10 protein-coding genes are annotated in these 12,058 nt (G+C 41.8%); all 10 read right to left on the bottom strand.

Going from position 1 to position 12,058, the window contains the following annotated elements:
* Positions 1-141: 141 nt before the first annotated feature.
* Complete coding sequence (gene mtaB, locus ACQKL0_RS05465; RefSeq protein ID WP_402958395.1) at positions 142-1,479, bottom strand: tRNA (N(6)-L-threonylcarbamoyladenosine(37)-C(2))-methylthiotransferase MtaB; 1,338 nt, start codon at positions 1,477-1,479, stop codon at positions 142-144.
* A 6-nt stretch (positions 1,480-1,485) separates the two neighbouring features.
* Positions 1,486-2,238, bottom strand: coding sequence for a 16S rRNA (uracil(1498)-N(3))-methyltransferase (locus ACQKL0_RS05470; RefSeq protein ID WP_427686553.1), 753 nt, complete (start codon positions 2,236-2,238; stop codon positions 1,486-1,488).
* Positions 2,239-2,387: 149 nt separating this feature from the next.
* The gene (gene prmA / locus ACQKL0_RS05475) at positions 2,388-3,329 is read right to left on the bottom strand and encodes a 50S ribosomal protein L11 methyltransferase (RefSeq protein ID WP_402869603.1); all 942 of its coding nucleotides are present in this window, start codon (positions 3,327-3,329) and stop codon (positions 2,388-2,390) included.
* Positions 3,330-3,365: 36 nt separating this feature from the next.
* Entirely contained in the window at positions 3,366-4,487 is a 1,122-nt protein-coding gene (gene dnaJ / locus ACQKL0_RS05480; RefSeq protein WP_427686555.1) for a molecular chaperone DnaJ, read from the bottom strand.
* A gap of 272 nt (positions 4,488-4,759) precedes the next feature.
* On the bottom strand, positions 4,760-6,601 hold the full coding sequence (dnaK, locus tag ACQKL0_RS05485; RefSeq protein ID WP_402869607.1) for a molecular chaperone DnaK: 1,842 nt from the start codon (positions 6,599-6,601) through the stop codon (positions 4,760-4,762).
* A gap of 39 nt (positions 6,602-6,640) precedes the next feature.
* Positions 6,641-7,237 (bottom strand): nucleotide exchange factor GrpE, encoded by a 597-nt coding sequence (gene grpE / locus ACQKL0_RS05490; protein ID WP_402869898.1) that lies wholly within the window; start codon positions 7,235-7,237, stop codon positions 6,641-6,643.
* 94 nt (positions 7,238-7,331) lie between these two features.
* The gene (gene hrcA / locus ACQKL0_RS05495; protein WP_402869608.1) at positions 7,332-8,360 is read right to left on the bottom strand and encodes a heat-inducible transcriptional repressor HrcA; all 1,029 of its coding nucleotides are present in this window, start codon (positions 8,358-8,360) and stop codon (positions 7,332-7,334) included.
* Positions 8,361-8,485: 125 nt separating this feature from the next.
* Entirely contained in the window at positions 8,486-9,637 is a 1,152-nt protein-coding gene (gene hemW, locus ACQKL0_RS05500; RefSeq protein ID WP_402986311.1) for a radical SAM family heme chaperone HemW, read from the bottom strand.
* Between the two features lie 82 nt (positions 9,638-9,719).
* Positions 9,720-11,555 (bottom strand): translation elongation factor 4, encoded by a 1,836-nt coding sequence (gene lepA / locus ACQKL0_RS05505; protein ID WP_427686558.1) that lies wholly within the window; start codon positions 11,553-11,555, stop codon positions 9,720-9,722.
* 177 nt (positions 11,556-11,732) lie between these two features.
* Positions 11,733-12,056 carry a YqxA family protein gene (locus ACQKL0_RS05510; RefSeq protein ID WP_402958389.1) on the bottom strand — a complete coding sequence of 108 codons (324 nt, stop codon included), beginning with the start codon at positions 12,054-12,056 and terminating at the stop codon, positions 11,733-11,735.
* Positions 12,057-12,058 lie beyond the last annotated feature (2 nt).

Below are 12,058 nucleotides of genomic sequence, written 5' to 3' on the forward strand. Positions count from 1 at the left end.
TTAATATTCATAAAAAAAACTAGTTGTCCGTACCTCTCATGATACCATAATAATTTCAAAATGACGATATATATAAACTATACCCTTATGTTCCGTTATCACTCTAAAAAGAAGAAAAAAAGACAGCGATAAATCGCCGTCTTAAAGATTAGCTGCTTGTTGTAATGGAAGATCTTTCACAATCGTAACAAACTGTCCTTCACTATGTGGATAGCCGGATTGTGTAATTTTCACTTTTACGATTTCTCCAACCATTTCTTCAGTAGCCGGGAAAATAACCTTCATATAATTATCGGAGTACCCCTCATAAAGCCCATTTTCCAATGGTGTTTCAGGAATCACTTCCAGTACTTCTCCTTCGAATTGAGAAGCATACTCTTTTGCCAGCTGATCGGACAAAGAGATCAGGCGATGAACACGTTCGTTTTTCACATCTTCATCCACTTGATCATCCATGCGTGCCGCTGGTGTCCCTGTGCGTTTCGAGTAAGGGAATACATGTAATTCAGAGAACTTATATTTCTTGATGAAATTATATGTCTCCATGAATTCTTCTTCGGTTTCTCCAGGGAAACCTACAATGACATCAGATGTAACGGCAAGGCCAGGAAGCGCCACTTTTAATTTTTCGATACGGTCTCCGAAGAAATCCATCGTATATTTACGTCTCATCCGTTTTAACACAGTATCTGATCCTGATTGAATCGGAATATGCAAATGGCGAACCACTTTTTTGGACTTCGTAAGCACTTCAATGATTTCATCCGTTATTTGACTCGCTTCAATGGAAGATATGCGGATCCGTTTAAGTCCCTCGACCTTTTCCAAATCACGCAAGAGCATGGCCAAATTATAATCCTTCAAGTCGTCACCATAACCACCTGTATGAATACCAGTCAACACAAGTTCCTTATACCCTGCTTCGACAAGCTGTTCAGCTTGATGGATAACTTCCTTTGGATCACGGGAACGCATTAAACCACGTGCCCATGGAATGATGCAGAACGTGCAGAAATTGTTACAACCTTCCTGGATCTTTAAAGAAGCTCGGGTTCTGTCGGTAAAAGCTGGTACATCCAATTCTTCGTATACACGGTTCTTCATAATGTTTCCAACTGCATTAATCGGTTCGCGTTCCACCTTAAATTGTTCGATGTATGCTAACAGTTTTCCCCTGTCCTGTGTGCCCACCACGATATCGACGCCCGGGATTGCCATGATTTCAGCAGGCGACGTCTGTGCGTAACATCCTGTTACTGCAATGACGGCATTCGGGTTTTTACGGATAGCACGACGGATGACCTGGCGGCTTTTCTTATCGCCCGTATTCGTTACCGTACACGTATTGATGACATACACATCCGATGTGTTTTCGAATTCAACACGGTCATATCCTTCTGTCTTAAATAATTGCCAAATAGCTTCTGTTTCATAATGGTTTACTTTACAGCCTAATGTATGGAAAGCGACCGTTGCCATTTTTCATCACCTCAAAAGTTCTACATGATAAGAAACAGCGGAAAGTGCATATAAAGGTGCTGTTTCAGTTCTTAATATTCTAGGTCCAAGTCCACATGCTACAAAACCGGAAGATGTTAATTTCTCGATTTCTTTTTCCGCTAGGCCCCCTTCAGGCCCAAAAACGAAAAGAATCGACTGTCCAGCCCTGATGTTTTCCAACACCGACGCTAGCACGGATGTTTCACCGCGCTTTGCCTCTTCTTCAAATGCGATTAATGAATGATCGTATTCAGAAGCAAGCTCCGTTAGTTGAGCGATTGACATCGGTTCGGTCACGGAAGGGACAACTGTACGGTGGGACTGCTCGGCCGCCTCCTTGGAAATCTTTTGGAGTCTTTCTAGTTTCTTGCCGACCTTTTTGTGGTCCCATTTTACCACCGAACGAGCCGCAATAAAAGGGATAAACTTGTAAGCGCCCAATTCCGTCCCCTTTTGAACGATATACTCCAGCTTATCCCCTTTAGGCAGACCGCTCGCTATCGTCACCTGGACGGGAAGTTCTTTTTCTTCATTCTTCCATTCTAAAATGTTTCCTATAACTGTATCATTCGTAATTTCCGAGATTTCCGTGACTGCAGCCATGCCACTGCCCTTTACAGTTATGATTCGCTCTCCAGGTTCCATTCTCATGACTCTGGCAATATGGTGAAAATCATCACCTGTAATGGTCACGGTTTGTCCCTGAAAGTCCATTTCATTAAGAAAATATCGTTGCACAGTGCCACCTACTCCGTCTAGTCTAGAAAAACTCACAGGCTAGCAGTCAAAGGCATCTTCCCTTGAATGCTTTGTGCCTTGCCAAGGTTTGAGCGTAAAAAAAGGTACTCTGATTACCTGTGGATAAGATAATCAGAGTAACTCATCATTCAATCATTTCTTTTAGCAATGAACGCAACCCAATCTTCCATCTGGATGGTTTCCACAATTATGAATCCGGAAGCTTGAATCGCTTCCTTCACATCTTGTTTTTTAGGTTGAATGATTCCAGAGGCAATGAAATGCCCACCAGGTTTCACGATTTTCGCAACATCGTCCGTAAAGCGCATAATCACTTCGGCCAAAATATTGGCTACTACGACATCCGCCCGTTCATCTACTCCATCCAATAAGTTACCTTGCGAAACAGAGACCTTTTCCTGAACATTGTTCAGTTCAACATTTTGAATGGCCGACCGAACAGCCACTTCATCCAAATCAAGTGCCTGAACTCGTTTTGCATCCAACAATGCGGACGCTATGCTCAAGACTCCAGAACCCGTTCCAACATCAACCACAAGATCACCCGGTACAACAGTACGTTCGAGGGCTTGGATACACATGACGGTTGTCGGGTGGGTACCCGTCCCGAATGCCATGCCCGGATCCAGTTCTATGATCAATTCATCACTGCTTACTGGCGTATAGTCTTCCCAAGTAGGGACAATGGTGAATCGCTCGGATATCTTGACTGGATTATAATATTTCTTCCAGGCAGTTGCCCATTCTTCCTCATTCACTTCACTGATTGAAACAAGGTTCTTCCCTAGGTCTATTTCAAATTGCAGGAGATTATTGATGGATTCCTTAATAGCATCAACCGTTTCACCAAGAAAGCTATTAACCGGCAAGTACGCCTTGATCAAAACACCTTCGTCCGGATAATCATCTGGGTTCAGGTGGTAGATTTCGCCAAAGACATTTTCACGTTCTTTGACTAATTCAAGAGGATCCTCAATGACAACACCGCTTGCACCTGCCTCATGAAGGATATTTGAAACAGGTTCAACCGCTTCATTTGTTGTGTGGATTGCAAATTCAGACCACTTCATAACCTACCAACTCCCGATCTCTTCTTTTACTTTTAGTCATCTATCTTTAAAAGCACGCTTTACCTTCGAGAAAAAGCCATCTTCTTGTTCATCAATGCCTGCTTGGCCACTGATTTCGCTGAACTCACGAAGAAGTTCTTTTTGTTTTTCCGTCAATTTCTTTGGAGTGACCACCAATACGATTACATGCTGGTCGCCTTGTCCATAGCCCCTGACATTCGAAACGCCTTTTCCTTTTAAACGGAAACGCGTACCAGTTTGTGTACCGGCAGGAATCTTCAATTTAACTTTGCCATGCAAGGTTGGGACTTCAATTTCGTCTCCTAACGCAGATTGGGCAAATGTAATCGGCATTTCGCAATAAATATCATCGCCATCCCGTTCAAAGAATTCATGAGTACGGACATGGAAGACTACATATAGATCTCCGGATGGGCCACCATTGATTCCAGGCTCCCCTTGACCGGAAACTCGAAGCTGTTGTCCGTCATCGATACCTGCAGGTACTTTGATTTGAATTTTTTTACGTTTTTGAACTTTTCCTTCACCTTTACACGTTGAACATTTATTCGGAATGATTTTACCTGTTCCTTGACAATGGTGACAAGCTCTCCGGTTAACGATACGCCCGAAAGCTGTATTTTGTTCAACATTTAACTGACCAGTTCCGTGACAGTGTGAACAGTTTTCGACTTTTGTACCAGGCTTTGCACCTGAGCCCTTACATGTATCACAATTCTCTTCACGTGGAATTTCAATCTCTGTATCTTTCCCAAATGCGGCTTCTTCAAAAGAAAGCGTCATCGTATATTGCAGATCGGCCCCTTGACGAGGTGCATTAGGATCTCTTCTACGACCTCCACCACCAAAGAAACTACTGAAAATATCTTCGAATCCGCCAAAACCACCAAAGTCTTGACCACCACCGAAGCCTTGATTCGGATCCGTATGCCCAAATTGATCATAATGGGCTTTTTTCTGTTCATCGCTTAATACTTCGTAAGCTTCCTTAATTTCCTTGAATTTATCCGCAGCATCGTCTGCTTTATTAATATCAGGGTGATATTGTTTGGAGAGCTTTCGATACGCTTTCTTGATTTCATCCTTCGAAGCACTCTTCGAAAGGCCTAACACCTCATAATAATCGCGTTTACTCATATCTAAATCCACTCCCGATTCGATTCACATAAAGATTATATTATCACTGTAGGAAGATAATAATCAACTAGAAAAGCACAAACAGTTTGAACACCCATCCATAAAAGAAGTGGGAATGTCCCCTCAAACTGTCATTTCATCTCTTTATAGCCCTATCATTCCTATATTTAGCTCCATCCATTGTAAAAAAAGCCAAAGCCAAGATAACCTGACTTTGACTTTTCTACTTCAGGCAGCATTTCACTACCCACTATTTCAGCATCCCAAAAGGGTTACTTTTTATTTTTTTCGTCTTCGTTCACTTCTGTAAATTCTGCATCAACGACGTTATCGTCTTGAGCTCCAGCTTCACCAGCACCCTCTTGGGCAGCTTGCTGTGCTTTAGCCGCTTCTTCGTAAAGCTTCATAGTTAAAGCTTGAACGATTTCGTTTAGAGCATCTTTTTTCGTACGGATTTCTTCAAGCTCATCTTTCTCGATTGCAGCTTTCAGTTCATCCTTCGCTTCGTTCGCTTTTGTTACTTCCGCTTCGTCTACTTTACCTTCTAGATCTTTAAGCGTTTTTTCCGTTTGGAAGACAAGTTGGTCGGCTTCATTACGAAGTTCCACTTCTTCTTTACGTTGTTTATCAGCATCGGCATTTTCTTCTGCTTCGCGTACCATACGCTCGATTTCTTCATCAGAAAGACCTGAAGATGATTTGATTGTGATGGCTTGCTCTTTGTTTGTACCAAGATCTTTTGCACGAACATTAACAATACCGTTTTTATCAATATCGAATGTTACTTCTACTTGAGGAATTCCACGTGGTGCAGGTGGAATATCGCTTAATTGGAAACGGCCAAGCGTTTTATTATCCGCTGACATTGGACGTTCACCTTGAAGAACATGGATATCCACAGCTGTTTGGTTATCTGCTGCTGTTGAGAACACTTGAGATTTACTTGTCGGAATCGTTGTATTACGGTCGATTAACTTAGTGAATACACCGCCCATTGTTTCAATTCCAAGGGAAAGTGGAGTTACGTCTAAAAGAACCACGTCTTTAACGTCTCCAGTTAACACGCCACCTTGAATGGCAGCACCCATCGCTACTACTTCATCAGGGTTAACACCTTTGCTAGGTTCTTGACCGATTTCCTTTTTGATTGCTTCCACTACTGCAGGAATACGAGTAGATCCACCAACAAGGATGACTTTATCGATTTCTGAAGCTGAAAGTCCAGCATCTTTCAATGCTTGACGAGTAGGTCCCATCGTACGTTCAACAAGACTTGATGATAGCTCATCAAATTTAGCTCTAGTCATCGTTACGTCCAAGTGAAGTGGGCCAGCATCCCCAGCTGTGATGAAAGGTAATGAAATTTGAGTTGAAGTTACACCTGAAAGGTCTTTTTTCGCTTTTTCAGCTGCATCTTTCAAACGTTGAACAGCCATTTTGTCTTTAGAAAGATCGATGCCATTCTCTTTTTTGAATGCTTCTACTAAATAATCAATGATTACTTGGTCGAAATCGTCTCCACCTAGGCGGTTGTCACCAGCTGTTGAACGTACTTCGAATACTCCGTCTCCAAGTTCCATGATGGATACGTCAAATGTACCGCCACCAAGGTCGAATACAAGGATGGTTTGGTCTTCTTCCGTTTTATCCAATCCGTAAGCAAGTGCTGCAGCTGTAGGTTCATTGATAATACGTTCCACTTCAAGACCAGCAATTTGACCAGCGTCTTTAGTTGCTTGACGTTCAGCGTCATTAAAGTAAGCAGGAACGGTGATAACCGCTTTTGTTACTTTTTCTCCAAGATATTCTTCAGCATAAGATTTCAAGTATTGAAGGATGATTGCAGATACTTCCTGCGGTGAATATTCTTTTCCATCAATTACTTCCTTATGGTTAGTACCCATATGACGTTTAATGGAAATGATTGTGTTCGGGTTCGTAATTGCTTGGCGTTTGGCCACTTCCCCTACTTGACGTTCCCCATTTTTAAATGCCACAACAGAAGGTGTTGTACGGTTTCCTTCTGGATTCGGGATAACTTTTGGTTCCCCGCCTTCAAGTACAGATACGCAAGAGTTTGTAGTACCTAAGTCAATACCAATAATTTTGCTCATTGTTACACTACCTCCCAATATTTATATGTAATGATTTCTTTATTCGTTTACCTTTACCATGGCCGGGCGAATCACTCGGTCCTTAAGAAGATATCCTTTTTGGAATTCTTCCACAACGATGTTCGAACCGAAGTTCTCATCTTGAACTTGCATGACGGCTTGATGCAAACGCGGATCGAATTCTTCACCGACAGAATTGATCGGTTCGATGCCTTCTTTCGCCAATGCACCAATAATGCCTTTATAGACCATTTCCATGCCTTGAAGAAGGGACTTTGTTTGCTCATTATCCGCTTCGATTTTAGTCGCTCTTTCAAAGTTATCAAGAGCCTCGACCAAATTCCCAGCAATATCTTGCACTCTATATTTTTGAGCCGCTTCCATATCAAGCTTTGCACGGCGTCTAGAATTATCGAAATCAGCTTGCAAACGAAGGTAACGGTTATCCATTTCTTCGATTTTAGCTTCTAGTTCCTGAATCTTTTCTTGAGCCAACTGTAGCTCATCTTTTTCTACCGGAGTTTCCTCCTGAGTTTCTTCCGATGAATTCACTTCTTCAGCAAAAACCGCTTCTTCCGTGCTTTCCTCGATTGTTTCATTATTTAATGTCTGTTCATTGTTTTTATTTTCCACAATCTCACCTCCCCTAAAGGATTATACAAATTTATGCTTAAGTAATAGGTTGGGCGGTGGTAACCCTTTTACCGCCACCTTACTATTACCTTTGCTCCTATTTTTGATACAGCTTTGTCATCAACGTCGTTAAATCCTTCGAGAAAAAAGAAAGGAGACTGATTACTCTCGAATATTCCATTCGAGTTGGACCCAATATTGCCAAGGTGCCCACTTGTTCCTGCCCGATTGAATACGTCGCGGTAATCAAACTACAATCCTCAAGGACTGTATTTTGATTTTCACGGCCAATCTTGACATGAATGCCAGATGGGTTTTTCGTAATGAGATCATAAAATCCTTGTTCCTGTTCGATCATGGATAAAAGTGTGCTGACTTTTGCAATGTCATGGAACTCAGGCTGCCTCAAGATATTCGTTTTACCACCGAAAAATATTTTTTCCGGTTTCGTATCCGTGAGGGTGTCCGCAAGAACGGAAACGACCGATCCATAATTATGGATGTGATGGCTCAATAAGACCGCCACTTCCTTATAGATCTTATCCTTCAGCTCGACAAGCGGTACATCCACTAACCGGGCATTTAAAATATTGACTACCTTCTCGATTTCATTGATATCGAAAGAAGGAGGCAGGGAAATCATTCGATTTTCAACATGGCCTGTGTCAGTGATGATGATCGCAATTGCCGTTTCAGGACTCAATGGAATGATTTGAATCTTTTTCAGCTTATGTTCATTGACTTTGGGGCCAAGAACGATTGCCGTGTAATTCGTCAATTCAGAGAGTATCTTAGCTGACTTTTGGACAATCTTTTCCAGTTCATAAATGCGCTCCACGAACACGGATTTCAACAATTTCATTTCATTCTTTTTTGGAGCTTGAGGAGAAAGTAAATGATCCACATAATATCTATACCCTTTTTCAGAAGGAACCCTTCCTGAAGATGTATGAGTTTTTTCTAAAAAACCCAATTCTTCAAGATCAGACATTTCATTGCGAATAGTGGCCGAGCTGAACGTAATTTCATCTTTCTTCGACAAGCTTCGCGACCCGACAGGCTGGGCTGAATGGATAAAATCCTCGATTATCACTTGCAGAATCAATAATTGACGATCAGTTAGCATGTATGATCACCTCTGTTAGCACTCTAACTTCCTGAGTGCTAATATACTAATAAATTATCAAATGAAGCTGATGATGTCAATAATGAAAACCGCTAAATTACCGTTTATAGGACAAGAGATTTCCATCAATCCGTATCAACCACTCCCAAAAACGATTGAAACACTTCATTACCAAGCAATTTGCCACGCTCAGTCAGGCTTACGAACCCGTCCTCAATCGTGAGTAACCCCTTTTTCATTTGTTCTTCGAGCGATTCCCCGAAAATCTCCTTCATTTCTACAGAAAATTTGCTTTTGAATGTTTCTAGGGAGACGCCTTTTGTTTTCCGGAGCCCCAAAAACATCTCTTCTTCCATTTTTTCATAGAGCGGCACAGGATGTTCATCTAAAACAGGCAATTCACCTTTTAGCAAAGGAGTGATGTATTTTTTTACCGGACCATGATTGGCCACTCTTTTGCCGCCCGTATATCCATGAGCTCCAGCACCGATGCCATAATACTCTTTATTGTCCCAGTATGTCAGATTATGCTTACTTTCAAAACCGGGGCGAGCAAAATTACTGATTTCATATTGATGCATTCCATGCCTCTCCATCTCTTCCATCAGCCGCTCATACATGGAAGCCTCTAGTTCCTGTGGAGGGAGATTCAATGTGCCTTTACGCATTTGATTGTAAAAGACCGTCTTTGGTTCGACGATCAAGGAATAACTGGAATAGTGAGGAAGTTGCAGGGCAAGGGCTTTCGCGAGTGTATCCTCGAAATCTTCCATAGTTTGCCCCGGTAATCCATAAATCAAGTCAATCGTAATATTGGTGAAGCCCACATCCTGAGCCAACTGAATGGTTTCATACACCTCGGATGCCCGATGTGTTCGGCCGATGCGCTTCAATAATTCGTCATTAAAGCTTTGTACCCCAAAACTTAGCCTATTCACGCCTGCTTGAAAGAGGATTTCAAGCTTTTCTCTCGAAAGGTCCCCGGGATTGGCTTCAAACGTATACTCAGCCTGTTTGGCATCGAAAGGGAGGGTCTCATTGATGGCCTCACAAAGGAAGGATAGCTGCTTTTCATCAAGTGAGGTGGGTGTTCCCCCACCAACAAAGACCGTATCCAGTTCCGTTGTCGGATATTTAGCAAGTTGCATTTCCATTTCCCTTTTCATCATCCGTAAATATTCATCAACGGGCTGCCCTTGTAAGAAAACTTTATTAAAATCACAATAGTGGCAAATATGTTCACAAAACGGGATATGCAGGTAAGCACTTTTAATCATTAAGTTCACAACCTTTATTTAATCGAATGGACCGATAGAAAAAGAGGCTAGATCCTGTCTACCCTCTTTTTTCTACTATCATTTATTTTTTTGGAGTCGTGTCATCCATTTTCAGGACAGCCATGAAGGCTTCTTGTGGCACTTCAACGGAACCAACTTGTTTCATCCGCTTTTTACCTTGTTTTTGTTTTTCAAGCAATTTACGTTTACGGGAAATATCGCCACCGTAACATTTAGCCAATACGTTTTTACGCATGGCACTAATGGAAGAACGGGCCACGATTTTTTGTCCGATAGCCGCTTGGATCGGCACTTCGAATTGCTGTCTTGGAATCAATTTCTTCAATTTTTCAACGATGATTTTTCCACGTTCATAAGCAAAGTCCTTATGGACGATGAAACTTAATGCATCGACCGTTTCGCCATTCAATAAGATATCCATTTTGACAAGTTTGGATGGCTTATATCCGATTAACTCATAATCGAATGAAGCATACCCTCTTGTATTGGATTTCAATTGATCAAAGAAATCATAGACGATTTCTGACAACGGAATCTCATAATGGATACTTACGCGCGTTTCATCCACGTATTCCATATCGATGAAATTCCCACGTTTGTTTTGGCAGATTTCCATGATGGTTCCCGTAAATTCTGTTGGTGCCATCATGGTCGCCTTAACATAAGGTTCTTCGACGTTTTCGATTTTTTGTGGATCCGGCATATTGGATGGATTATCCACCTTTATGGACGTTCCATCTGTAAGGATAACGTCATATATAACACTTGGTGCTGTCGTGATTAAATCAATTTTGAATTCACGCTCGATACGTTCTTGAATGATTTCCATATGAAGAAGGCCAAGGAAGCCACAACGGAAACCAAATCCTAACGCTTGAGAAGACTCTGCCTCGAATTGCAACGCTGAATCATTCAACTCCAGTTTTTCTAAAGCATCACGTAAATCATTGAATTTAGATGCATCAATCGGGTATAAACCGCAATAAACCATCGGATTCATCTTCCGGTAACCAGGCAAGGCTTCTGTCGCGGGATTATTGGCACTCGTAATCGTATCCCCTACAGTCGTATCACTGACATTCTTAATGGCTGCGGTCAGGAAACCTACATCCCCCACTGTCAGTTCATCAAGCATTTGGACTTTCGGATTGAAGACGCCCAATTCGGTCACATCAAATTCCTTACCAGTGGACATCATCTTGATTTTATCGCCCAATTTTATAGAACCCTCAACAACCCGGATGTAAGCTACTACACCGCGATAAGCATCAAATACGGAGTCAAAAATAAGTGCTTTAAACGGTCCGTCCGGATCACCCTGAGGTGCAGGAACCAATTCTACGACCTGTTCTAAAATATCCTCAATTCCAATTCCAGCTTTAGCTGAGCATAAAACGGCATCAGATGCATCAAGACCGATTACATCCTCGATTTCACCACGGACCCGCTCAGGGTCGGCACTTGGCAAGTCAATCTTATTGATGACAGGTAAAATTTCCAGGTTATTGTCCAATGCTAAATAAACATTGGCAAGCGTCTGGGCCTCGATGCCTTGAGCAGCATCCACGACAAGGACTGCACCTTCACACGCAGCAAGGCTTCGTGAAACCTCGTAAGTGAAATCTACGTGCCCCGGTGTATCGATAAGATGGAAGATATATTCTTCGCCATCTTTCGCCTTATATTTCAATTGAATCGCATTCAATTTAATCGTAATTCCACGCTCACGCTCTAAGTCCATAGAATCTAACAATTGACTCTTCATTTCACGTTGAGTCATGGCGTTCGTCTTTTCTATGATACGATCCGCCAATGTTGATTTACCATGATCAATATGAGCGATGATGGAAAAGTTACGAATCTTTGATTGTCTTTTTAATTTCTCTTCTCTATTCATAACGTTCACTCCCAATAGTCGACACAATACACTATTTTTCATTATATCAATAGAAAATGCAAGATTCAACAGAATAGTTACAAGGACAGTCCATTATGTAGAAGGAGATAGCAAAAAAGGCTGCATTCAATTTGAATGGAGCCTTTTTCTAGAATTTTCTACCGGATTATCCTACTACTAAATCATATTAAAGAGTGCGTTAAAAGCTGCTGATACGGTTTCACCCAGACTCTTGCCAAGGGAGGAGAAAAAATTATAAGCTTTCATTTCCTCCAGCTTTTCTTTTTTCGTCTCTATATCATGACTCGTCACTTTTTGCCCAAGGATATCCGCTTCCATTTCTCCGTGCTCCGATTGGTTAATGGTGAAAGCACTATTTAAAGCGGGGTCTTCATACCCTTTCATTTTTTTCATGCCGTCGTTTGCCTGCTGCATCCCGATAAGTACACCTAAAAACAAAATAAGTAAAACGCCCGTGCATTTCAACCAAAATCGAACCATGA

Origin of the sequence: Peribacillus sp. NPDC097264 (assembly GCF_050277925.1) — a bacterium.
GTDB lineage: Bacteria > Bacillota > Bacilli > Bacillales > DSM-1321 > Peribacillus.

Coding starts and splice junctions, on each gene's coding strand:
- ACQKL0_RS05510 (WP_402958389.1), bottom strand. CDS start 12,056: ATGGTTCGATTTTGGTTGAAATGCACGGGCGTTTTACTTATTTTGTTT.
- dnaK (WP_402869607.1), bottom strand. CDS start 6,601: ATGAGCAAAATTATTGGTATTGACTTAGGTACTACAAACTCTTGCGTA.
- mtaB (WP_402958395.1), bottom strand. CDS start 1,479: ATGGCAACGGTCGCTTTCCATACATTAGGCTGTAAAGTAAACCATTAT.
- lepA (WP_427686558.1), bottom strand. CDS start 11,555: ATGAATAGAGAAGAGAAATTAAAAAGACAATCAAAGATTCGTAACTTT.
- hrcA (WP_402869608.1), bottom strand. CDS start 8,360: ATGCTAACTGATCGTCAATTATTGATTCTGCAAGTGATAATCGAGGAT.
- prmA (WP_402869603.1), bottom strand. CDS start 3,329: ATGAAGTGGTCTGAATTTGCAATCCACACAACAAATGAAGCGGTTGAA.
- dnaJ (WP_427686555.1), bottom strand. CDS start 4,487: ATGAGTAAACGCGATTATTATGAGGTGTTAGGCCTTTCGAAGAGTGCT.
- hemW (WP_402986311.1), bottom strand. CDS start 9,637: ATGATTAAAAGTGCTTACCTGCATATCCCGTTTTGTGAACATATTTGC.